Below are 21,108 nucleotides of genomic sequence, written 5' to 3' on the forward strand. Positions count from 1 at the left end.
ATCACTTAGTTTTTGCCAGCTTTTTATCAGAAACAACATCAAATTTTAAATGGCCATGTTGACTACCGATTTTTAAAGTATCATTTGCTTTTACTTCACCGGTAATCAACATTTCTGCCAACTTATCTTCGATATCATTTTGAATTGCTCTTCTAAGTGGTCGAGCACCATTTTCGGGATCATAACCATCTTGAACGATTTTATCTAGAGCAGCGCGAGAAATCTTAAGTGTGATTCCTTTCTTCTGCAAACGAACTACCAATTTATGAGTCAACAAGGTAACAATGTCACGCAATTGTTTCTTAGTTAATTCATCAAAGATAATCGTCTCATCGATTCTATTCAAAAATTCTGGACGGAAGAATTGTTTAATTGCTTGCTCTACCTTAGCTTGTCTTGCCTTAGCTTGATCAACCTTATCAGCATTAAAGCCTACAGCCTTGCTGTCAAATAAAGTACGTGATCCCAGATTAGAAGTCATGATAATAATCGTATTTCTAAAATCAACTTTTCTGCCTTTAGAATCTGTCAAAAATCCTTCATCTAAGACTTGCAAAAGTAAATTGAATACATCTGGGTGAGCTTTTTCAACTTCATCAAGCAAGACAACAGAATATGGATGACGACGAACTTGTTCAGAAAGTTGACCGCCCTCTTCATAACCAACATAACCAGGTGCTGACCCGATTAACTTGCTGGAAGCGATTTGATCCATATATTCTGACATATCTAATCTGATCAAATTATCTTCTGAGCCAAACATTGCGGCTGCAACTGACTTAGCAAGTTCCGTTTTACCTACACCAGTTGGGCCCAAGAATAAGAATGATCCAATTGGGCGTCGTTCATCTTTAATACCACTTCTACTACGACGAATTGCACGAGCTACAGCGGAGACAGCTTTATCTTGTCCAATAACTCGTTTGTGCAAAATACTTTCGAGGTTAGCTAATTGGCGACTCTCATCCCTCTTCATTTGAGTAACTGGTACGCCTGTCCAATCAGACACTACCTTGGCAATATCTTCTGGTTCAACAATAGCCTCAGCACTAACTTTAACTTGCAGCGCATTTTCCATTTTTTCTCGTTGCATTTGCAAGTTATTTTGTGCTTCTTGAAGTTGCGCAGCCTGAACAAAGTTTTGACTTGCAGCAGCTTCATTTTTTTGCTCAATAATACTCTTTATTTTTTCATTAATTTGAACTAAATCTTTATTTGAACCAACATTAGTCTTAATTTTAACAGCTGCACTGGCTTCATCTACCAGATCAATTGCCTTATCGGGTAAGAAACGATTGGTAATGTAACGGCTAGATAGATCAACAGCATCCTCAAGACTGGCATCTGAAATAGTTACATGATGGAACTTCTCATATTTAGGTCTAAGTCCATTCAATATAGCCAATGTATCTTTCTTAGTAGGTTCATTCAAACGTACTTGTTGAAAACGCCGGGCTAATGCTTGATCTTTTTCAATATACTTTTGATATTCATCAAATGTAGTAGCACCAATCATTTGAATATCGCCACGAGCAAGTGATGGCTTCAAGATATTAGAAGCATCGATTGCTCCTTCAGCACCACCAGCACCAATCAAAGTATGCATTTCATCAACAAACAGAATGACCTTGCCATCTTTAGCAATTTCATCCAAAATCTTCTTCATTCTATCTTCAAACTCGCCACGATACTTGGTACCTGCTACTAAACTGCCCATGTTAAGAGCCATTACTCGTTTATTGAGTAAATCCTCTGGCACTCTTTTATTAACAATTTCTGTAGCAATTGCTTCAGCGACTGCAGTCTTACCTACACCAGGTTCACCTACTAAAACTGGATTATTCTTAGTACGACGAGACAAAATTTGAATAACTCGCTTAATTTCCTTTTCGCGGCCAATAACTGGATCAATACCGCCTTCACGAGTACGTTGATTCAAATTAACAGCTACTTTATCTAGAGTTGGTGTAGTACTATTTTTACGTTTCTTTTGCCCTGTAGCTGTATTGCTATTACCTAACCAGCTTGCTGAGTCGCCAAAATCTTGTTCCTGATCTAAGCTATCATTAACATCTTGACGTAAGCGACCAATATCCACATTTAAATTCTTGAGAATCATGGCCGACAAGACTTGTTCACTAGCTGTTATTCCAAGCAAAACATGATTAGTTTCAATTTCTTTATATCCACCTTGATCGGCTTGTCTTTTTGCATAATCTAGTGCCAAGCTTAAACGAGGTGACATTTCCATATAACTAGCTTTAGGTGCTGAACCGTAGCCGGTGTAGCGCTCAATTTCTTCACGCACAGCAGTAGGAGTTAAGCCCCATGAACGAAGTATCTTCCCTGCTTCACCGTCTGTTTCAATTACTAAAGCCAATAAAACGTGTTCTGTTCCGATTAAGCGATGATGGAAATTCTGTGCTTGTTCACGTGCAATTTCCAATACTTGATTAACGCTTTTACTATATGAGTTTTCCATACAAACACCACCCCTTTAAAATACGTTATGGTATTTTACTTTTATTTTGTCAGTAAGTAAAATAATTTAACTTATCTCCGTGATAATTATGATCAAAAACGCGCAATTAATCAAAAATTGCGGCGGCAATTTCAGTTAAATATTTTTGATCTGTTTCATCAAAATTGTTTAGCTTAGTAGAATCAAAATCGAAAACGCCCCATAATTTTTCATCCTTAAAAATAGGCACGACGATTTCAGAATTCGAAGCACTGTCGCAAGCGATGTGACCAGCAAATTCATGGACGTTGGGCACAATTTGCGTTTTTTCTTCCTTAGCTGCTGTTCCGCAAACGCCTTTACCCATTTGAATATGCACACAAGCTGGCATCCCTTGGAATGGGCCTAAAATCAACTCGCCGTTTTCAAAGCGATAAACACCAGCAAAATTAACATTATTAAGCGAATTAAACAAAAGCGCAGATAAATTAGCAGTATTGGCAATCCAGTCATCTTCGCCATCAACTAGTGCCTTTGCCTGCTGCACTAACAATTCATAATTTTCTTTCGTAGTAGCTGTCATTCTCATGTCCCCTATAGTTTTAGTGTGTATTATAGCAAAAAGAAAAAAGCTGTCTATTAAGACAGCTTAAATATAATCGGGAAAACGCGATTTGAACGCGCGACCTCTACGTCCCGAACGTAGCGCTCTACCAAACTGAGCTATTTCCCGAAAAAAAGACTCACCATTCGGTGAGCCTTCTATCTTGGAGCGGAAGACGGGATTCGAACCCGCGACCCCCACCATGGCAAGGTGATGTTCTACCACTGAACTACTTCCGCACAACAGTTATTATTATAGCAAATGCATTTTTCATTGCAAGGTATTTTGCCAAAAAAGATAAATTTATTTTAGGCACAAAAAAAGCTCACTTCCGTGAGCTTTTATCTTGGAGCGGAAGACGGGATTCGAACCCGCGACCCCCACCATGGCAAGGTGATGTTCTACCACTGAACTACTTCCGCACAACAGTTATTATTATAGCAAATACATTTTTCTTTGCAAGACCTTTTTATCAAAAAAGATAAATTTATTTTAGGCACAAAAAAAGCTCACATTCGTGAGCTCTTCATCTTGGAGCGGAAGACGGGATTCGAACCCGCGACCCCCACCATGGCAAGGTGATGTTCTACCACTGAACTACTTCCGCGATACAAAAAGTATTATAGCAAAGATTATTCTCTTTGCAAATACTTTTTGAAAAAATATTACTTATCTGTTTTTAACTAAGTTAATTTTAGTTATTGTACCGAATTAAAAAAATTGCTACAATATCTTCAATTTAATTAAAGGAGATTTCACATGAGATTACGTACTATTGCTTTCTAAATCAAAATCTTAATATTAGGAAGCGAGAAAAACATGCCAAAATTTAATATCAGAGAATATCAACCAAACGATTATGCTGAAGTATGCCGCATTCACGACGTTAGTCGTAAAGAAGAGCTAACAATTGGTGGTGCAGAAAAATACTTCATACCTTTAGAGACAGCTCCATATAAGGATGATTTTTTCTCCTGCAAAATTTATGTAGCTTATGATGCTGACAGCATATTGGGCTTCGTTGCAGTTCATCCCCAAGAACTGGATTACATTTATGTAGATCCAATTCATCAAAATAAAGGTATCGGGTATGCTTTAGCAACGACAGCTTTGAGGTACATGAGTCGACCAGTTAGTCTTGACGTATTTGCAGAAAATACTAAGGCCAAAAAGCTTTACAAAAAATTAGGCTTTAAGTGTCAAGAAGTTAGATATCAGCAATGGGATTTAAATGATCCTAAAAAATACTCTGATGAAAAAATGATTCTCAATTAAAAAATACATAAACAAAAACTCTTATCCATGCTTAAAACATAGATAAGAGTTTTTTAATTTATAATACTATTTGTTTTCTTTATTCTTCTTTTCCATATCAGCCTTAACTTCAGCTTCTACGCTTTCAACACGTTCTGGACGCATTGTTGGGAAGAGCAAGACATCACGAATAGCTGGAGCATCAGTTAAAAGCATTACCAAACGGTCAATACCGATACCCAAACCACCTGTAGGTGGCATACCGTATTCCATAGCACGAAGGTAATCTTCATCGATCATGTCAGCTTCGTCGTTACCTGCTTCACGTTCTTCCATTTGAGCTTCGAAACGTTCACGTTGATCATCAGGATCATTCAATTCTGAGAAGGCGTTACCGTATTCTTCACCCATGATGTAAATTTCAAAACGATCAGTAAATCTTGGATCGTCAGCATTCTTCTTAGCAAGTGGTGAGATTTCTACTGGGTGACCGTAAACAAATGTTGGGTCAACAATAGTTTCTTCACAGTACTTTTCAAAGAAGGCGTTAATAATGTGACCAACTTTCCAGAACTTTTCAACGTGGATGTCGTGGTCTTCCGCAATCTTAGTTGCTTCTTCAAGAGTCATTGGCTTCCAGAAGTCAACGCCAGTCTTTTCCTTGATCAAGTCAACCATGTGAACGCGACGGAATGGCTTGCCCAAATCAATGTCAGTACCTTGGTAAGTGATCTTACCGTCATCTGAAACAACCTTAGCTGCAGCACGGATAATACCTTCAGCTTCATCCATAACATCGTGGTAGTCCCAGTATGCTGCGTAACTTTCAAGTTCAGTAAATTCTGGGTTGTGGTGAGTGTCCAAACCTTCGTTTCTGAATACACGGCCGATTTCGTAAACACGTTCCATATCACCAACAATCAAACGCTTCAATGGAAGTTCCAAAGCAATTCTCATGTAAAGGTTAATATCCAAAGCGTTGTGGTGAGTAATAAATGGACGAGCTTCAGCACCACCAGGAATGTTGTGAAGTACTGGAGTTTCAACTTCCAAGAAGTTTTGCTTGTTTAAGTAATCACGAATAGCTTGGATAATTTGAGTACGGTGAACAAAACGCATGTAACTATCGCGATTAGTAATCAAATCAAGGTAACGTTGACGGTAAATTGCTTCAACATCCTTTAAGCCGTGGTACTTATCTGGCAAAGGACGAAGAGCCTTTGATAAGAAGGTTACGTGAGTAGCACGAATAGTCAACTCACCAGTATCAGTCTTCATAACTTCCCCATCAATACCCAAGAAGTCACCAATATCTGATTTCTTAAAGACCTTGTAGTTGTCTTCGCCTACGATATCCTTACGTACATAAATTTGAATCTTACCAGTACGGTCGTAAAGGTCTGCGAAACCTACCTTACCCTTACCACGCTTTGCAAGCATACGACCTGCAATCTTGGTCTTAGGCATATCATCGTTTAATTCGTCTTTATCTTCTTTACCATACTTTTCTTCCAAAGTACTTGCTAAATCTTGACGATCAAACTTTCTTTGACCGAATGGTTCAATTCCGTTTTCACGCATTTCGTCCATCTTTTGACGACGAACACGTAATTGGTCATTCATTTCGTTCTTTGCCAATTTATTTTTCCTCCATTATTTGTTCATTGCCGCGCGTCTTGCAGCACGAGCTTTTTCTCTTTTTTCATACTCATCAACAAAATTGTCGAGTAAGTCATATACTTCTTGACGCGTCCAGACCTCATTTATTTTAGCACGAGTACGGGCTGAACGGGGAATTCCCTTTAAATAGTATGCAGCCTGTTGACGAAATTCTGGTACTGCTCGCTTTTCACCATGAATTTTAACTAACGCATGAAGTTGATGCTTAGCAGTTTCTACCTTCTCACGCACTGTTTGTGGTGGTAATTTTTCACCAGTCTCTAGATAATGCGTCATATCCTTTAAAATCCAAGGATTACCTAAAGCAGCACGTCCTACCATCACAGCAGTACAACCAATTTCATCTAAAGCCTTCTTGGCAAGCTCGGGAGTTCTAATGTCACCGTTAGCTACAAACGGCACATCAAGCACCTGAGCTACATCGTGCAAAATCTCCCAATCTGCTTCACCTTGGTACATTTGCTTACGGGTGCGACCATGCATTGCGATCATGCTAGCACCTGCTTCTTGAGCAGCCAAAGCATTTTCTACCGCGAACACGTGCTTTTTATCCCAACCTGTTCTCATTTTAACAGAAACAGGTTTCTGCACATTTTGCACCACGGCATGGACCATTTGATAAATTTTATTAGAATCAAGCAGCCATTTTGAACCAGCATCGGTTTTAGTTACTTTAGGCACAGGACAACCCATATTAATATCAATAATGTCAGCATCAGTATGTTGATCAATGTATTGAGCAGCTTGAAGTAATGTTTCTTCAGTTCCCCCAAAGATCTGAATACTCATTGGGTGCTCTCGTGGATCTACATCCATCATGCTTAAGGTCTTTTTGTTTCGATAAATAATTCCATGATCAGAAATCATTTCGCAAACAACCAGCCCAGCTCCGAATTCCTTACATACAACGCGGAACGCCGAATTTGAAACTCCCGCCATCGGCGCAACAACAACTCGGTTAGGAATGGTGATATCGCGAATTTTCCAGCTGTTATCCACCAAATCATCCTTTCAAAATACCTTATTATAATATCAAAAAAGCCCCGCAGGACAAAACCCTAGGACTTTTTATTTAATTAATAATCTTTTTCTTCATTTTTCTTGGCTAAAATAGCCTTTAATTCATCTTCAGTGTAATGATACTTATTTCCGCAGAAATTGCAAGTAAGTTCTGCACCATGATCTTCATTAATCATGGCCTTTAATTGTGAACTCTTCAAAGTTTCAAGAATACCTGCATATTTTTCTTTAGAACAGTTACAGCTAAATGCTACATCATCTTTTTCAAGAATCTTACAGTCAGTGCCTAAGATCTTACGTGCTAAATCTTCTGGTGTCATTCCATCTAAAAATGCAGTAGAAAGAGCTGGCAAAGCCTTAATTCTCTTAATTGTTTCAGTAATCAAAGCATCACTGGCACCTGGTAAAGCTTGAAGCATAAATCCGCCAGCTTCGCCGATAGAATTATTTGGATTAACAAAAACAGATAAACCAACTGCTGACGGAATTTGTTCTGACTTCGTCAAATAATATGCAAAATCTTCTGCAATTTCACCAGAAACAATCGGAACTTGACCAGTATATGGTTCTTTTAAGCCTAAATCTTTGGTAACTTCAAGCATACCTTGACCAACAGCTCTTTTTACATCAATATGGCCATTCTTCTTTGGTGGCAAAGCAATATGTGGATTGCGTACGTAACCCTTCACCTTTAAATCGGCAGTAGCTGTAACAATAGTTGGACCTACAGGACCGTTGCCCATCAATCTAACTGTCAATTCTTCTTTATCAGTTAATTCGGCGCCCGCTAACAAAAGCGTACCAACCAGTGTACGACCAAGAACAGCAGAAGAAGCAGACCATAAATCATGACGCTTTTGTGCTTCACCAACAACATCTTTAGCGGTAATTGTCAGTAAACGTAAATTTTTAGTTTTATCGATTGATTTTACTAAATAATCACTCATATTTATTCCTTCTCTCTAAAAAAATAGAGCCCGTTACAGGCCCCATTTTTATCTAATTATCTTTGTGCTCTTCATCTGCAGAAGTATCTTTAGTTGAGTTATCTGAATTTTCAGTTTTTTCTGGATTTTCAGGATTATTTTCTTCAACTTCATGATTCTTTTCTGATGGAGTTTCCAAAGCAGATTTTTCTTGTTTAGCTAATGCTTGATCTGAATCTTTCTTTTCTGCTTTTTCAACTTCACGCTTTTCTGCAGCAGCCTTAGCTTCTTCATAAGTTGAAGCCTTGGATTCACTTGGATATTCACTTTCGTATTTTTCAGGCATCTTACCAGTCTTGTATAAAGACATGATTTGCTTTTCGTCTAAAGTTTCGTACTTAAGCAAGGCTTCAGCGATAATTCTATGCTTTTCCTTGTTTTCCTTAACAATCTCAAGTGCTTTAGCGTGAGCTTCATCCAAGATCTTCTTAACGGCTTCGTCAATTTTAGCTGAAGTAGCTTCACTGTATGGCTTAAAGCCGTATGGATTGGTTTCGCCCTCTTTTTCAAGTTCAACCATACCCAATGATTCAGTCATCCCGTAATTTACTACCATGCTGTGAGCAATAGCAGTAGCTTGTTCAAAGTCGTTAGAAGCACCAGTTGACTTATCACCAATAGTTGCTTCTTCACCAGCACGACCACCCATTAAACCAACAATTTGTTCAAATAATTGTTTCTTAGTCAAAATGAATTGATCGTCTTTTGGAAGCATGATGTTGTAACCACCAGCACGACCACGTGGTACGATAGTTACTTTACGTACAGTTCTTGAATCGCTTAAGACCAAACCACAGATTGAGTGTCCAGCTTCGTGGAAAGCAACACGGCGTCTTTCGGGTTCTGCAATTAAACGATCCTTCTTAGCTGGACCTGCAATAACACGGTCTTCAGCTTCATCAATATCTGATGCAGTAATTTCAGTACCATTTCTACGTGCAGCAACCAAAGCAGCTTCGTTCAAGACATTAGCCAAATCTGCACCAACGAACCCAGGAGTTTGACGAGCAACTTCCTTCAAGTCTACATCTGGAGCAAGTGGCTTGTTTTTAGCATGAACCTTCAAAATAGCTTCACGGCCACGTACGTCTGGACGACCAACTAAAACCTTACGGTCAAAACGACCTGGACGAAGTAAAGCCGGATCCAACACATCTGAACGGTTAGTAGCGGCAATGACGATAACACCTTCATCGCCTTCAAAACCATCCATTTCAACCAATAATTGGTTCAAAGTTTGTTCACGTTCATCGTTGCCACCGCCGGTGCCATTGCCACGACGACGACCGATGGCATCAATTTCATCAATAAAGATAATACTTGGTGCATTCTTCTTGGCATTATTGAACAAGTCACGTACACGACTTGCACCAACACCAACAAACATTTCAACAAAGTCAGAACCTGAAATTGAGTAAAATGGCACGTTAGCTTCACCAGCTACGGCACGTGCAAGCAAGGTTTTACCAGTACCAGGAGGACCCTCAAGTAAAACACCAGATGGGATTCTAGCACCTAACTTAGTATATTTTGATGGATCCTTTAAAAATTCAACAACTTCTACTAATTCTTGTTTTTCTTCTTCTTCACCGGCTACGTCAGAGAAACGAACCTTATTCTTAGAAGGATCTTCTGGCTTGACGTGTGAACGACCGAAATTCATAATTCCGCCGCTGCCGCCACGGCCAGCACCACCTTGATTCATCATCATCCAAAGCATGACAATAAACAAAACGGTTGGCACAAGCATGACAATGGTTGAAATCCAATTGCCAGACTGTGATTCTCCTTGAGTCGTCATCCGAGCGTTACTCTTTTGTGCCAAGTTTTGCACGTTAGAAACGGTAGAATCATTTTGTAACATAGTAGTAGAGAAGCGTGATACTTTTCTACTTGAGTTATTACTAAAGAAATCAAAACTATTATTTGATTGATTCTTTGTTGTTTGTGCAGTCTTGTAACTACCTGAAACAGTATATACACCGTTTGCAGGTTGAACACTAAAGTTTTTAACTTTGCCTTGACGCAAATCTTTAACAAATTGTGAATAGCTGATATTTTCTGAGCTACCACTATTGTTAGAACCGCCGAGTGCCCAGTTGATTCCCCATAGGAGCAAAAGGAACACAACTATATAGAATAGGCCGTTTGATAACAGCCGATTCCGGTTATTCTTCATAAAAAACCTCCGCAAAGTCTCTAAGTTATACGTTTAAAATTTTATCACAAAACAAGATGCTACCACTAATATTTTCAACTATTTTGAAGACTTTTTAAGAATTATATAGAAAATAATGTTTGCCATTTTTGATCCAATTTTGGTTTTGATAAATTTTCTCCACAAAAATTGGTTCGTTTTCTGCATAAATGGCTAAGCAAAATGGTCGTAAAGCTAGTGGAATCTCATTTTCTGCAAACTTCTTTTTTGCTTTAACATGATGTCCATTTTGCAGCAGAAGTTTACTCCCCGCCGTTAATTCTCCCACACTAAAAGTAGTATTTGGCTTAAACCAAAAATCACCAATCAGCTTTATACCGGCTTTTCTTTCAGTATATAACACCATTTTTCTATTTTTAAACACAAATGGCTGATTTAAACTAATTACCTGTTTTTTAACTTCGGAAATATTTTGCTTTTTATACAAATAAAAGTAATTTTGATATTCAATGACTGCGAAATTACCCAAATTTTCATTAACCCGTCGATGATATTTTTGCCAAATCATTCTCTGCCAGAAAAAGGTTCTTTCTTTAGTCGTCAATCGCTTTAATTTTTCACTCTTAATGCGATACGCAACATTTAGAAAACGTTCCAATTGACCGACTGCAATATTTTTTTCATCAACATAATCGATCAATTCATCCATTTTTTGACTAAAAAAAAGTGCATTCTTGATCAAAGCAGGATTTTCTTTTTTGAGTAATGGCACCACATGATGGCGCAAGCGATTACGCATCGTTTCATCAGCCTGATTAGTTAAATCAGTTATAAAATCAATTCGATGAGCTTGATTATATTGCAATAGCTCGTCCTTGCTGTATCCCAACAATGGTCGCAACAATTTTACACCATGCATTTCACCCACTCTTTGCAGGCTATTCATCTCTTCGGGATTACCTGAGCGAATAAATTTAAGCAAGATATTTTCCAGCAAATCGTCCCCGTGATGGGCAGTTAACAAATAATCAGCCTTATTTTCTTTAGCTATTTGTGTTAAAAAAGCATAGCGCGCATGTCTTGCTGCAGCCTCTATTCCCACTTGCGGTTGTTCTTCTTTAGGCCATTTTGCAATAAATAATGGCACATTTTTTTCATCACAGTATTTTTTTAGAAGCTCACTTTCTTCCTCACTGTCTTCTCTTAATTGATGATTAAAATGTGCAGCCATTAATTGAAAATTCTTTTTGGCTTGCAAGTTTTTAAGCATATCAAGAAGAGCCATCGAATCAGGGCCTCCACTTGCGGCCACTAATAATGTTTTACCTTCTAAATCTATTCCATTTTTTCTAAAGAAATCTACTACTTTCATAAATCTCCCTAACTAAAAAAATGACCCATTACGGGTCATTTTTAATTTTTATTCAAAACCTTTTTTAATTCATCAATTTCCTTTTTAGCATCTCTACTTACTTTGTTCAAAACCTGATCAAATTCTGCAGGTTTAGTATCAGAAAATTGATTATCATGATCAACTAAATCAGAATCATTTACGCGTGCAATTGACAGATTAAATCTGCCTCTATTGACATGCACGACAACAACGCGAACCTTTTGGCCTACTTGATATTGACGCCTTTCTCGCGCCCAATTATTACCAAAATCACTGTGATGAACTAATCCTGAATGTCTATTAGGCAATGTAACAAAAATACCTAAATCGGTAATGTTATTAATCACCCCGGTTACCCGGTTACCGGCTTGATACTTCTTCATTAATCATTATCATTTCTTTCGTGCACGTTATAAACATTTTCATTTGATTTAGAATAATAAAACTTATAACGAATTAATTTAGCAACGTAGTTTGGATCATCGAGATTCTGTCTCTTGGTCTTTAAAGTTTTAGCTATTTTCTTAACTTTAGCCAATCCTCGTTTTTCAACTTGTACTTGATTGTTAATACGCTTTGTTTGTGAAACTTTAATTGTAATTTGAATACCCAAAATCACAAATATAATAGCAAAAACAGCAACAATTCTATTTAATCGAATGCGATGAACTCGTTTTTCGATTTTCGCTTGCTTACGAAGTAGCTTCTCTCTCTGAGCTTCTGGACTTAACGAATTGTAAATATGTGGACCATGATTCATTTTTTTATCCTCTGTTATAACAAATATCGTTTACGTTAAGTATAACAACGATTTATGGGAAAGTCATCAATCAACTAACTCGTAAAGTTCACTTGCTTCAGCCTTTTTAGTGGTTTCGCGAATATTCAAGACCTTGGCTTTAATTACTCGCGCACCGTAACCAATTTCAATAATATCATCGATTTTTACATCGTAACTGGACTTAACTACTCGTCCATTAACTTTAATTCGGCCTTGATCTGCCATTTCCTTAGCAACAGTTCTTCTCTTAACTAATCTTGAAACCTTTAAAAATTTATCAATTCTCATAATTTATACCTCTATCTTTGCACTATTTCGCTGGCAGCCTCTAAGAACGTAGTTAATTCATTAAACAAAACTCGATTCTTCATCTTATCAGGCAGTTGCAGCAAAACAACCATTCTTTTTTCTTGATTCATGCTAATACGTGCTTTAAGACTTACGTGTTCTAATGCTCTGAAAATATTAGGTCCTTCTAATTCATGTGAAGCAGCATTATTAAACTCAACCTTAATAGTATTATTATCTTTTTTCAGTACATTTAAGACTTGAGCTAGATCAGCATCTACCTTTAACCCAGCTACAGCAAGTAAATTCTCAACAGCTGCTGGATAATCACCAAAGCGATCAATTAGTTCATTTTCAATTTTATCTAATTCTTCCTGATTATTGACTGCTTTAATCTTTTTGTAAAATTCGATTTTTTCTTCTTGGTCGCCAATATATGAATCTGGAATATAGGCTTCAAGTTTTAAATCAATCTCTGCATTTGACTTCTTAACTGTCTTCTTACCCTTACGCTCTTTAATTGCATCGCTAAGCATTTGTGAATACAAATCATAACCAACACTATCAATAAAGCCGTGCTGCTGGGCTCCCAGCATATTGCCAGCTCCTCTAATCGACAAATCACGCATAGCAATCTTAAAGCCTGACCCTAATTCAGTAAAATCGCGGATTGCATCTAGGCGTTTTTCACCAACTTCGGTTAAAACTTTGTTAGGCTGGTACAGAAAATATGCATAGGCAAGTCTGGCACTACGACCGATTCTCCCTCGCAGCTGATAAAGCTGGCTCAAACCATAGTGATCAGCATCTTCGATAATCATCGTATTAACATTAGGCATGTCGATACCCGTTTCAATGATGGTCGTCGTCACTAAAATATCAAATTCACGGTTCAAAAACCGATACAAAATGTCTTCCAATTGATTTTGACTCATTCGTCCATGAGCACTAGCAATCCGCGCATTCGGGATTAATTGTTGCAGCTTTTCCACAGTTTCATCGATATCACTAATTCGATTATGTAGGTAAAAGACCTGTCCATCACGCTGCATTTCACGCAAACATGCATCCCTTACTACGCTTGGAATTTGTTCCATCACATAAGTTTGAATTGGATATCTATTTTGAGGCGGAGTTTCCATCACAGATAAATCGCGCACCCCAACCATCGACATATGCAAAGTTCTAGGAATTGGCGTAGCAGTGAGAGTCAACACGTCAATATTAGCCTTTAACTGCTTTAGCCTTTCTTTATGCTTAACGCCAAAGCGCTGCTCTTCATCAACTATTAACAATCCAAGATCTTTAAATTCAACATCCTTTGATAACAGTCTGTGGGTACCTACGACTAAATCAATTTTTCCTTCCTTCAGTCCCTCAATAATCTCCTTAGATTCAGCTGGAGTTTGAAAACGAGAAAGCATCGCAGTATTAACAGGAAAATCTTTGAAACGATCTTGAATAGTTTCATAGTGCTGCTGAGCCAAAATAGTTGTTGGCACTAAAAAAGCTACTTGTTTATTATCCTGAATTGCTTTAAAAGCTGCCCTTAAAGCTACTTCTGTTTTACCAAAACCAACGTCTCCTACAACTAGACGATCCATCGGTTTCGGCTTTTCCATATCTTCCTTGATTTCTTTAATTGAACGTAACTGATCCGGAGTCTCTGCATATGGAAAGGCATCTTCGAATTGTTTTTGCAAATCGTCATCTGGTGAAAAAGCAAAACCTTTTTCCGATTCGCGCTTAGCATAAAGCTCTATCAAATCATCAGCAATATCTTCAACCTTAGATTGAACCTTACGCTTAGTTTTAGCCCATTCACTACCACCAAGTTTGTTAATATGAGGCGTCTTTCCTTCAGAAGCCACATACTTTTGTACCAAACTAAGCTGATCTGCTGGTACAAATAATTGATCGCCATGTTGATAGGTGATGGTAATGTAATCACGCTTAACGCCATTATTTTCTAGTGTTTTAATTCCTTCAAAACGACCAATACCATGATTAACATGGACAACATAATCCCCTGGCTTTAACTCAGTATAATTACGTAATCTCTGAGCATTTTCCAGAGTTTTGATTCTCTTTTTACGCTGTGGACGCTTGTTAAAAAGTTCGCGTTCGGTCAAATAAACTAACTTCACCGAAGGTAAACTAAAACCGCTGGTATAACCCGCTACTACGATTTGCGATTTACCTTCTGAGATTTCATTTTTATCTACAATTGGCAAGTTTAGACCAAAGTCGACCATTGTCTGATCGATTTGTTTAGCTCTTTTCGCATTATCTGCTTGTAGTACAACTGTTTGACCAGATTTTTGATACGACTCAAGTTCTGACTTAATTAGGGGCATTTGACTAAAGAATTGTTCTGGTTCACGCGTTTGCCAATTGAGCATCTGTCCCAAACGAATTCGTCCCATACTGCGCTGGAAAAGAGAGAAATATATTCTATGGTGCTTATCTTTAGTTAATACTTGATCAAAATCACTGCGCAAAGTTTGCTTCGGCAGCATTGCACCAGTTTTTAGTTCATCACTAATAAAAGCTGCATTTTGCTTATCTACAGTCTCTACCGCTTGTTTGATTAAAGGCAGATCATCAATCAAGATTTGACCATTTTTATCTAAATATTCTAATAAGCTACTTGGCTTTTTAATTAAATAATCCACCAAAAAGGCATAATTATCTGGTAATCCACCTGCATTCAAAGCATCGAGTGCCACCGTAAAGTGATCTTTGACTGCCTTATCCGGTGCAGGTGCATCCCCCATATCTTTTTCTATTGCTTTTGCCGCAGCTTCAATAGCTTCACTAGAAAATACTCGATCTTGAGCTGCAGAAATTTCAACACGATCAATTTCTTTTTGACTACGCTGAGTTGCTAGATCAAATTCCTTGATCGTATCAATTTCATCACCAAAGAATTCAATTCTTACTGGATTCTCTCTGTCTAAAGGATATACATCTAAAATATCACCACGAATAGCAAATTCTCCTGGCCGAGCAACTAACGCTTCTTTTTTATAGCCCAAACTAACTAGCCATTTATTTAAGTCAGTTAATTCGTATTCTTTGCCAGGTTCAAAATCTTTCTTAGCTTGAGCAAATTCGTCAGGAGCAGACAATTTATATTGCAAGCCCTGCGGTGTAGTTACTACAATCCCAGCTTTTTTACTTAATAAAAAGTTAAGTGCCTCAATCCGATTACTTAACTCATCTGGTGAACTGACTGCCGTTTGTGTAGCAATAGTGGCATCTACAGGAAAGATTTTTACACTATCATCAGGTAGAATTGCACTTAATTCTCCGTATAAATTCTGAGCCTTATTTTCATTTTCCTCTACTAAAATAAGTGGAGCATCTAACTCAGTTACGATTTGTTTTAAAAGTAGACTAAAAGCACCGGCATTAGCGCCAGTGATTAGTGAATTCTTTACTTGTTTAGTCTTTGCAATAAAATTATTTAAGTCTTGATCTTCTTTTAATATTTCTGTTAAACGCATTTTAATTATACTTATTCATTAAATATTGACTATCGCGGCCTGCAATAAAGTCATCGATAATCTTTACACTTGTATCAAATGCATTATCCATTAATTTTTGTTGCTCATCGTTAAATGGCGTAAGCACCCATGAAACAACTGTCGTGTTCTTAGGATGACGAATCCCAATCTTTAAGCGATTAAACTTTTCTGTTCCTAAGTCTCGGATAATGCTTTTAATTCCATTATGGCCACCGCTCTTACCATTAGCTCTAATTCTAATTTTGCCAATTGGCATATCCATATCATCTTGAATAATCAAAACGTCTTCTGGGTCCACTTTAAAGAAATTAGCAATTTGGCTAACTGAACGCCCTGATTCATTCATATAAGTTTGAGGTTCAAGCAAAATTACATCCTCACCATTAATTTTTTGCTTAGTCCAATGTCCTTCAAACTTATCTTTGTCCAAAGATAATCCTTTTTCATTAAGATAGTGATCCATAGTCATAAAACCAGTGTTGTGCTTGGTTTTATCGTACTTTTGACCTGGATTACCTAAACCTGCAATTATTTTCATTATATATACCCCTCATTACATCATAATCCTACATATAATAGCACAAACAATAAATAATAATTTTATTAATGCCTGCTATCATGGTATAATTTCTTTGTTAAAATTATCACTAATAAAAAGGAGATTTATTGTTATGGCAAGAGTTGAAAAACCCCGTAAAGTTATTTTAGTCGGTGACGGTGCTGTAGGTTCTACCTTCGCATTTTCAATGGTACAACAAGGTATCGCTGAAGAATTGGGTATTATTGATATTGCTAAGGAACACGTTGAAGGTGACGCAATCGATTTAGCTGATGCAACTCCTTGGACTTCTCCAAAGAACATTTACGCAGCTGACTACCCAGATTGTAAGGATGCAGACTTAGTTGTTATTACTGCTGGTGCTCCACAAAAGCCAGGTGAAACTCGTCTTGATCTTGTTAACAAGAACTTGAAGATTTTATCATCAATCGTTGAACCAGTTGTTGAATCAGGTTTCGAAGGTATTTTCTTAGTTGTTGCTAACCCAGTTGATATCTTGACTCACGCAACTTGGAAGATGTCAGGCTTCCCTAAGGATCGTGTTATCGGTTCAGGTACTTCACTTGATACTGGTCGTCTTCAAAAGGTTATCGGTGAAATGGAACACGTTGACCCACGTTCAGTTAATGCTTACATGCTTGGTGAACACGGTGATACTGAATTCCCAGCATGGAGCTACAACAATGTTGGTGGCGTAAAGGTTAGCGACTGGGTTAAGGCTCACGGTATGGATGAATCTAAGCTTGAAGACATCCACAAGGAAGTTGCTAACATGGCTTACGACATCATTAACAAGAAGGGTGCTACTTTCTACGGCATCGGTACTGCTTCAGCAATGATCGCTAAGGCTATCTTGAACGATGAACACCGTGTACTTCCACTTTCAGTACCAATGGATGGGGAATACGGCTTACACGACCTTCACATCGGTACTCCAGCAGTTGTTGGACGCAAGGGTCTTGAACAAGTTATTGAAATGCCATTAAGCGATAAAGAAAAAGAATTAATGACTGCTTCAGCAGATCAATTAAAGAAGGTTATGGACAAGGCCTTCAAAGAAACTGGCGTTAAGGTTCGTCAATAATTTTTAAATTAGTTCATTAAAAGAGCATCTTTTCTTAGGAAGAGATGCTTTTTTATTTCACTAACTATTGTTAAAATATATTTGATTACTTTAGCTAGTCTTTAATTAATATTTAATTAACATACTGATTATGCTATAATTACTTGAAACATTTTCAATTTGGAGGCGAACTCATGCTTATTAAATCTTTAGTTATTAAGAAAGATTACTTAACAACAGTTAATGAAAAAGCCACATTAGCAGAAGCATTGGATATTCTGGAGAAATCTGGATATAGATGTGTGCCTATTGTAGATGACACTGGCACTATTTTCCGCGGTAATATTTATAAAATGCACATTTACCGCCACAAATCTCAAGGCGGAGACATGAATTTACCAGTAACTTACTTGCTTAAGAACGCTACTAAGACAATTAAGGTAAATTCTCCATTCTTTAGAGTATTCTTTAACATCAAAGACTTGCCATACATTGCTGTTCTTGATGAAGATAATCATTTTTATGGTATTCTTACCCACTCAAGATTATTAGACATGTTATCAGACGCATGGGATGTTAAAAATGGTTCATATGTTTTAACTGTTTTATCCGATAATGCACGCGGTAACTTAATTAAAATGTCTAAGATCGTGTCAAAACATACTAATATGTCTAGTGTAATGACACTTGATGCTGCAGCTGGAGAACTTGAAGGAGACTTCGTAAGAAGAACCTTGTTTACTTTACCTGCAGGCGTATCCGACATCACAATGAAGACCATTGTAGATAAATTGCAAAAGAAAGGTTTCGTTGTTTCTGAAATCGAAGATTTGCAAGCCGGTATGACTATCATGAGCGATGAAAATCCTGGTGTCTTCATCGAACATCCACATAAAGATTAAAAAACATATAAAAAAGCCTCTGACTTAATTAAAAGTTAGAAGCTTTTTTTGTATTATTTCATCAATCCCAAAAATTGTAATGGAGTTCGAGTCAAATAGCCCGCAATATAACGACGCATATCAGCTGGAGACAACTCATCATTATATTTAATTAATTGCAATACCACATTAATGATATTAATATCAAAGATTCCTAAAACCATATCTGGTGGAATTGTTTGCTCTTGTGCCAAAATCGCCTTATAGTTTGGATTCATCATTTCCATTCGAATGGCAAATTCTTTATTGGCATATTCAACCATCTTATTAAAAAAGCGGATGTCTCCATTATCTGAAGTTAAAATTTCAAGTTTATCTTTATTTTTCAAAAAGAAAGAGATTGAATTTTTAGAAATATTCTCTGCTACTTTTATCAATTCATCTTGAGACAAAACATGATCGATCCCATTAACAGCTTCACGATCCGCGAGTAATGCTTTATTAAATTCAGCTAGGATGTCATCTTCAACTGCTAATAATAAGGCGTGTGTGTCCTTATAGTATTGATAAAAAGTACGTGAACTGATACCCGATGCTAAAATAATGTCTTTAACTTTGATCTCATTAAAAGCTTGTTCTTTCATACATTGCAACAAAGCCTTTTTCAAATTACTTTTTGTTGTTTGGGTTCTAATATCCAATATATTTCACCTTGTTTATTATTAAAAAAACATTTTACTATTTATATATAGCTTTTAAATTCTCAACACAATGTGCAGGTTTAATATATTTTAGCATGAACATATCACAATTAATACCCTAAGTTATTTATTTTTTAACCAAAAAAAGCCGAAATCACGAAAAAATAATCGTGATTTCGGCTTTTTCATTTACTATTTTTCATAATAAACACGTGGTAACCGATCATTCAGCAAGCAAGCAACTTCATAGTGAATTGTATCAACATAATCAGCTGCCGCCTTAATATTGTTTGGATCAGCTGGGTTATTTGAAATAATCACTACTTTGGTACCAACTGGCATTTTCTTTGGCATTTTAACCATAAATTGATCCATACAAATACGTCCCACAATCGGACAATATTCATCGCCAACTTTTACCTTAAAACCTTGATACTTTCTAATCCAACCATCGGCATAACCAACAGGGACAGTTCCAATAACTGTATCTTCTTCAGCCATGAAGGTAGAACCATAGCCTACTCCATCACCTTTATGAATAGTTTTAACATGTGTTAATTCACTTTCAAATGATAAAGCAGGTTCTAACTTAATTGCAGAAGTTAAATCTGGAGAAGATGGATTTGAAGATGGATTTAAGCCATAGATTCCAATTCCAAAACGAACCAGATCACTCTTGATACCTTCATGAAAAATACTTGCTGCAGTATTATCAACATGAATCCATTTAGGTTTAACAGTTAATAAACTCTTCATATGCTTGAATTTCTCGCATTGATGCTTGAAATAAGTCTCATCAGCGCTATCTGCAGAGGCAAAATGGGCAAACATCCCTTCAATAAAGAAGTTATTATTATTTTCCAAGAACTTATTGGCTGCAATAAATTCATCATCTTCATTGAAACCAATTCTACCCATACCAGAATCAATCCCTAAATGAATCTTTAATTGCAAGTTTTCTTTTGTTAAATATTTTTCAGCGTCTTTTAACCACTCTAAATTAGGTACTGTCAATGAAACATTATTTACAGCAGCAATTGGTGCATATTCAGGAGAAACTACTCCCAAAACCAAAATAGGCTTAACAATATCAGCACGGCGCAATTCCAATGCTTCATCTAAAATGGCAACACAAAATCCCGCTGCTCCTTCTTCCTCGGCAACCTTTGCCACTTCGACTGCACCATGACCATAGCCATTAGCCTTAACTACAGCCAGCATCTTTTGATTTGGTTCAAGGTGCTGCATTTCATTCTTAATATTTCTTCTAATTGCACCTAAATTTACTTTTACAACGGCTGGACGATGATAGCCTGGAACCATTTTTATTTCTCCTCTAATACTACAAACGTAATAATTTCATGATTATCATGTGTGATACTTGGGAAAATATTTCCATCAAACTTAGTTGAAGTCATCACTGGATGCCCCAAATCATCCCATAAAGTTTCCACATCTTGAAAACCTACGTATTTGCCTAAGCCTGTTCCCATAGCTTTAGAAAAAGATTCCTTTAATGAAAAACGACCTCCGAGATATTCAACTTTTCTTTTGCCTTTCATCTTTTGATACTGGGCAAATTCCTTTGGAGTCAAAACCTTCTTAGCGAAAGAATCTCCTTTTGCCACGATCTTTTTAACACGTTCAACTTCAATTGAGTCAATCCCTACACCTTTAATCATCGTTTCTCACCTCACACAATGACATCATTATAATACAAAAAAGAAGTTGCAAAAATTACAACTTCCT

Annotated in this window: 18 protein-coding genes and 4 tRNA genes; 3 read left to right on the forward strand and 19 right to left on the reverse strand. The window is 37.1% G+C overall.

Annotation, left to right across the window (positions count from 1 at the left end; genetic code table 11):
- Position 1: 1 nt before the first annotated feature.
- The 6 genes from JEM49_RS01430 to JEM49_RS01455 form a co-directional block, all read right to left on the reverse strand.
- Complete coding sequence (locus JEM49_RS01430) at positions 2-2,482, reverse strand: ATP-dependent Clp protease ATP-binding subunit (protein WP_201873304.1); 2,481 nt, start codon at positions 2,480-2,482, stop codon at positions 2-4.
- 106 nt (positions 2,483-2,588) lie between these two features.
- Positions 2,589-3,044, reverse strand: a complete 456-nt coding sequence (locus JEM49_RS01435; RefSeq protein WP_025005272.1) for a GAF domain-containing protein — start codon at positions 3,042-3,044, stop codon at positions 2,589-2,591.
- A gap of 76 nt (positions 3,045-3,120) precedes the next feature.
- Positions 3,121-3,194: transfer RNA gene (locus tag JEM49_RS01440), tRNA-Pro, on the reverse strand.
- A gap of 35 nt (positions 3,195-3,229) precedes the next feature.
- Positions 3,230-3,304: transfer RNA gene (locus JEM49_RS01445), tRNA-Gly, on the reverse strand.
- A 108-nt stretch (positions 3,305-3,412) separates the two neighbouring features.
- A tRNA-Gly gene (locus JEM49_RS01450) sits at positions 3,413-3,487 on the reverse strand.
- A gap of 110 nt (positions 3,488-3,597) precedes the next feature.
- A tRNA-Gly gene (locus JEM49_RS01455) sits at positions 3,598-3,672 on the reverse strand.
- Positions 3,673-3,884: 212 nt separating this feature from the next.
- On the opposite strand from JEM49_RS01455, the gene JEM49_RS01460 reads away from it, so the two are divergent.
- Positions 3,885-4,340 carry a GNAT family N-acetyltransferase gene (locus JEM49_RS01460; protein WP_005721185.1) on the forward strand — a complete coding sequence of 152 codons (456 nt, stop codon included), beginning with the start codon at positions 3,885-3,887 and terminating at the stop codon, positions 4,338-4,340.
- Between the two features lie 66 nt (positions 4,341-4,406).
- Here the strand turns inward: JEM49_RS01460 and lysS are convergent, their stop codons facing one another.
- The 10 genes from lysS to pth form a co-directional block, all read right to left on the reverse strand.
- Positions 4,407-5,957 carry a lysine--tRNA ligase gene (lysS, locus tag JEM49_RS01465; RefSeq protein WP_087176678.1) on the reverse strand — a complete coding sequence of 517 codons (1,551 nt, stop codon included), beginning with the start codon at positions 5,955-5,957 and terminating at the stop codon, positions 4,407-4,409.
- A gap of 15 nt (positions 5,958-5,972) precedes the next feature.
- The gene (gene dusB / locus JEM49_RS01470; RefSeq protein WP_025005275.1) at positions 5,973-6,998 is read right to left on the reverse strand and encodes a tRNA dihydrouridine synthase DusB; all 1,026 of its coding nucleotides are present in this window, start codon (positions 6,996-6,998) and stop codon (positions 5,973-5,975) included.
- A 77-nt stretch (positions 6,999-7,075) separates the two neighbouring features.
- Positions 7,076-7,966 carry an Hsp33 family molecular chaperone HslO gene (gene hslO, locus JEM49_RS01475; RefSeq protein ID WP_098044356.1) on the reverse strand — a complete coding sequence of 297 codons (891 nt, stop codon included), beginning with the start codon at positions 7,964-7,966 and terminating at the stop codon, positions 7,076-7,078.
- Between the two features lie 52 nt (positions 7,967-8,018).
- Positions 8,019-10,184, reverse strand: a complete 2,166-nt coding sequence (gene ftsH / locus JEM49_RS01480) for an ATP-dependent zinc metalloprotease FtsH (RefSeq protein ID WP_025005277.1) — start codon at positions 10,182-10,184, stop codon at positions 8,019-8,021.
- Positions 10,185-10,278: 94 nt separating this feature from the next.
- The gene (gene tilS / locus JEM49_RS01485) at positions 10,279-11,535 is read right to left on the reverse strand and encodes a tRNA lysidine(34) synthetase TilS (protein ID WP_201873309.1); all 1,257 of its coding nucleotides are present in this window, start codon (positions 11,533-11,535) and stop codon (positions 10,279-10,281) included.
- A 41-nt stretch (positions 11,536-11,576) separates the two neighbouring features.
- Entirely contained in the window at positions 11,577-11,939 is a 363-nt protein-coding gene (locus JEM49_RS01490) for a S1 RNA-binding domain-containing protein (protein WP_201873310.1), read from the reverse strand.
- Complete coding sequence (locus tag JEM49_RS01495) at positions 11,939-12,316, reverse strand: septum formation initiator family protein (RefSeq protein WP_087176683.1); 378 nt, start codon at positions 12,314-12,316, stop codon at positions 11,939-11,941. Before JEM49_RS01495 ends, JEM49_RS01490 begins: the two co-directional genes overlap by 1 nt.
- A 66-nt stretch (positions 12,317-12,382) precedes the next feature.
- A complete protein-coding gene (locus tag JEM49_RS01500) occupies positions 12,383-12,625 on the reverse strand; it encodes an RNA-binding S4 domain-containing protein (RefSeq protein ID WP_011254102.1) in 243 nt (80 codons plus the stop codon).
- A gap of 11 nt (positions 12,626-12,636) precedes the next feature.
- Positions 12,637-16,134 (reverse strand): transcription-repair coupling factor, encoded by a 3,498-nt coding sequence (gene mfd, locus JEM49_RS01505; protein ID WP_201873311.1) that lies wholly within the window; start codon positions 16,132-16,134, stop codon positions 12,637-12,639.
- Position 16,135: 1 nt separating this feature from the next.
- Positions 16,136-16,693 carry an aminoacyl-tRNA hydrolase gene (pth, locus tag JEM49_RS01510; RefSeq protein WP_025005282.1) on the reverse strand — a complete coding sequence of 186 codons (558 nt, stop codon included), beginning with the start codon at positions 16,691-16,693 and terminating at the stop codon, positions 16,136-16,138.
- 133 nt (positions 16,694-16,826) lie between these two features.
- Between pth and JEM49_RS01515 the strand changes: the two genes are divergently transcribed.
- Both JEM49_RS01515 and cbpA read left to right on the forward strand, forming a co-directional pair.
- The gene (locus JEM49_RS01515; RefSeq protein ID WP_201873314.1) at positions 16,827-17,798 is read left to right on the forward strand and encodes an L-lactate dehydrogenase; all 972 of its coding nucleotides are present in this window, start codon (positions 16,827-16,829) and stop codon (positions 17,796-17,798) included.
- Between the two features lie 173 nt (positions 17,799-17,971).
- Positions 17,972-18,679, forward strand: a complete 708-nt coding sequence (cbpA, locus tag JEM49_RS01520; RefSeq protein WP_025005284.1) for a cyclic di-AMP binding protein CbpA — start codon at positions 17,972-17,974, stop codon at positions 18,677-18,679.
- Between the two features lie 53 nt (positions 18,680-18,732).
- Here cbpA and JEM49_RS01525 read toward each other — a convergent pair whose 3' ends face one another.
- The 3 genes from JEM49_RS01525 to acpS all read right to left on the reverse strand — a co-directional run bounded on the left by JEM49_RS01525 (position 18,733) and on the right by acpS (position 21,041).
- On the reverse strand, positions 18,733-19,302 hold the full coding sequence (locus tag JEM49_RS01525) for a TetR/AcrR family transcriptional regulator (protein ID WP_098036841.1): 570 nt from the start codon (positions 19,300-19,302) through the stop codon (positions 18,733-18,735).
- Positions 19,303-19,551: 249 nt separating this feature from the next.
- Entirely contained in the window at positions 19,552-20,682 is a 1,131-nt protein-coding gene (gene alr, locus JEM49_RS01530; protein ID WP_087176686.1) for an alanine racemase, read from the reverse strand.
- A gap of 2 nt (positions 20,683-20,684) precedes the next feature.
- On the reverse strand, positions 20,685-21,041 hold the full coding sequence (gene acpS, locus JEM49_RS01535) for a holo-ACP synthase (protein ID WP_025005287.1): 357 nt from the start codon (positions 21,039-21,041) through the stop codon (positions 20,685-20,687).
- Between the last annotated feature and the right edge of the window lie 67 nt (positions 21,042-21,108).

It is taken from the genome of Lactobacillus sp. A27 (assembly GCF_016742815.1).
Lineage (GTDB): Bacteria > Bacillota > Bacilli > Lactobacillales > Lactobacillaceae > Lactobacillus > Lactobacillus gallinarum.

Bases quoted from the DNA above. Each gene is read 5' to 3' on its own strand.
- JEM49_RS01430 (WP_201873304.1), bottom strand. From the start codon at position 2,482: ATGGAAAACTCATATAGTAAAAGCGTTAATCAAGTATTGGAAATTGCA.
- JEM49_RS01435 (WP_025005272.1), bottom strand. From the start codon at position 3,044: ATGACAGCTACTACGAAAGAAAATTATGAATTGTTAGTGCAGCAGGCA.
- JEM49_RS01460 (WP_005721185.1), top strand. From the start codon at position 3,885: ATGCCAAAATTTAATATCAGAGAATATCAACCAAACGATTATGCTGAA.
- hslO (WP_098044356.1), bottom strand. From the start codon at position 7,966: ATGAGTGATTATTTAGTAAAATCAATCGATAAAACTAAAAATTTACGT.
- ftsH (WP_025005277.1), bottom strand. From the start codon at position 10,184: ATGAAGAATAACCGGAATCGGCTGTTATCAAACGGCCTATTCTATATA.
- tilS (WP_201873309.1), bottom strand. From the start codon at position 11,535: ATGAAAGTAGTAGATTTCTTTAGAAAAAATGGAATAGATTTAGAAGGT.
- JEM49_RS01490 (WP_201873310.1), bottom strand. From the start codon at position 11,939: ATGAAGAAGTATCAAGCCGGTAACCGGGTAACCGGGGTGATTAATAAC.
- JEM49_RS01495 (WP_087176683.1), bottom strand. From the start codon at position 12,316: ATGAATCATGGTCCACATATTTACAATTCGTTAAGTCCAGAAGCTCAG.
- JEM49_RS01500 (WP_011254102.1), bottom strand. From the start codon at position 12,625: ATGAGAATTGATAAATTTTTAAAGGTTTCAAGATTAGTTAAGAGAAGA.
- mfd (WP_201873311.1), bottom strand. From the start codon at position 16,134: ATGCGTTTAACAGAAATATTAAAAGAAGATCAAGACTTAAATAATTTT.
- pth (WP_025005282.1), bottom strand. From the start codon at position 16,693: ATGAAAATAATTGCAGGTTTAGGTAATCCAGGTCAAAAGTACGATAAA.
- JEM49_RS01515 (WP_201873314.1), top strand. From the start codon at position 16,827: ATGGCAAGAGTTGAAAAACCCCGTAAAGTTATTTTAGTCGGTGACGGT.
- cbpA (WP_025005284.1), top strand. From the start codon at position 17,972: ATGCTTATTAAATCTTTAGTTATTAAGAAAGATTACTTAACAACAGTT.
- JEM49_RS01525 (WP_098036841.1), bottom strand. From the start codon at position 19,302: ATGAAAGAACAAGCTTTTAATGAGATCAAAGTTAAAGACATTATTTTA.
- alr (WP_087176686.1), bottom strand. From the start codon at position 20,682: ATGGTTCCAGGCTATCATCGTCCAGCCGTTGTAAAAGTAAATTTAGGT.
- acpS (WP_025005287.1), bottom strand. From the start codon at position 21,041: ATGATTAAAGGTGTAGGGATTGACTCAATTGAAGTTGAACGTGTTAAA.